General features: G+C 34.1%; 1 protein-coding gene. It reads left to right on the top strand.

Going from position 1 to position 1645, the window contains the following annotated elements:
• Nucleotides 1-57: 57 nt before the first annotated feature.
• On the top strand, nt 58-1645 hold a 1588-nt coding region (locus tag AXI57_RS07570; RefSeq protein ID WP_155724081.1), incomplete at its 3' end, for a non-ribosomal peptide synthetase.

The raw sequence follows: 1645 nt of genomic DNA on the forward strand, positions 1-1645 counted from the left end.
AGTCAGACATCTCAAGTTTATTTAGATCACCAAGTTATACAACTAGGCGATGGAGTTATGCTTAGCTGGGATTATGTGTCAGAACTTTTTGAAGAGAATATTATAGAATCTATGTTTAATGACTATGTTGCTATAATAGAGAATTTACTGGCTAATAATCAATTTTCTTATCCTAGTCATTCTAATTTAGAGAGAGTGGTTTCAGAGTATAATGATACTTCAAAAGTTATTCAACCTGATACGCTTTATCGTCTTTTTGAAAGACAGGCTTTAGAGACACCTGAAAATGTCGCAATAGAATTTAAAGACAGAGGTATTACTTATCAGGAATTAAGAGTAATGTCTAATCGAATAGCTCGTTATCTTGAAATGAATGGTGTTCAGACTAATGATTTTGTAGGCGTCATTGTCAATCGAGAGATTGAAACAATTGCTAATATTCTGGCTGTCCTAAAAACTGGAGCTGCTTATATTCCGATTAACCCAGATTTTCCAAAAGAAAGGCAAACATATATCTTGCAAGATGGTGAATGTAAAATTTCACTAACACATGAACTTGCAAAAAGTATTATCTCCACTTATGAAGAATCAAAAAGTGATAGTAAAGCGTCTCCTGATCAAATTGCTTATGCGATATATACCTCTGGAAGTACTGGAAAACCTAAAGGGGTAGTGATTACACATCAGGCAGTAACTAATACAATCATTGATATTAATTCAAAATTCAAAGTAAATGCCAGAGACCGGTTTATTGGTCTGTCTTCAATGTCTTTTGACTTATCAATATATGATATTTTTGGAGCTTTTTCTGTTGGGGCAACATTGGTAATGATCGAAGATCAGAGGGATGTTAAAACTATTTATCATATAGTAAAGGAAAAAGGTATTACCGTTTGGAACTCCGTTCCTATGATTATGGAAATGCTAGTAAACTATATGGATGAGGAAGAAAAAAAACCTAGTATTGAAGCAATTGACTATGATGAACTTCCAGATCTGCGGTTAGTTTTATTAAGCGGAGACTGGATACCTGTTACTTTACCTGAAAGAATTCAGGATCACTTTATAGATAGTAAAGTAATTAGTTTAGGAGGAGCTACTGAGGCTTCAATATGGTCTATTTACTATCCAATTAATCAGGTGAAGAAAGAATGGGCCAGTATTCCTTATGGCTATCCTTTAGCTAACCAAACATACTATGTTTTAGATTATAATAGCGAACTTTGTCCAGTAGGAGTAAAAGGAGAGTTATATATAGGAGGAAAAGGAGTAGCAGAGGGATATTTGAATGCTAAGGAAAAAACAGAAGCTTCATTTATTGAACATCCATCCTATGGAAGATTATATAAAACAGGTGATGTGGGAGTCTTTACTCAAGAAGGCTATATTGAGTTTCAAGGCCGTAAAGATCATCAAATTAAAATCCGGGGATACCGTGTTGAACTAGGGGAAATTGAGAGTGTGATCTTAGAACACCGCAAGGTGAAAAATGTTACAGTCATTAATCGAAAAGATAAAAGAAATCAAGATGTTTTATGCGCTTATGTAGTTGGAAATCAATCATTAGATATAAATGAACTTAAAACATTTATTGGAAGCCAGGTCCCTATCTATATGGTGCCGACTTATATAGTGCAAATTGAGG

Origin of the sequence: Bacillus atrophaeus, assembly GCF_001584335.1 — a bacterium.
Classification (GTDB): Bacteria; Bacillota; Bacilli; order Bacillales; family Bacillaceae; genus Bacillus; species Bacillus atrophaeus.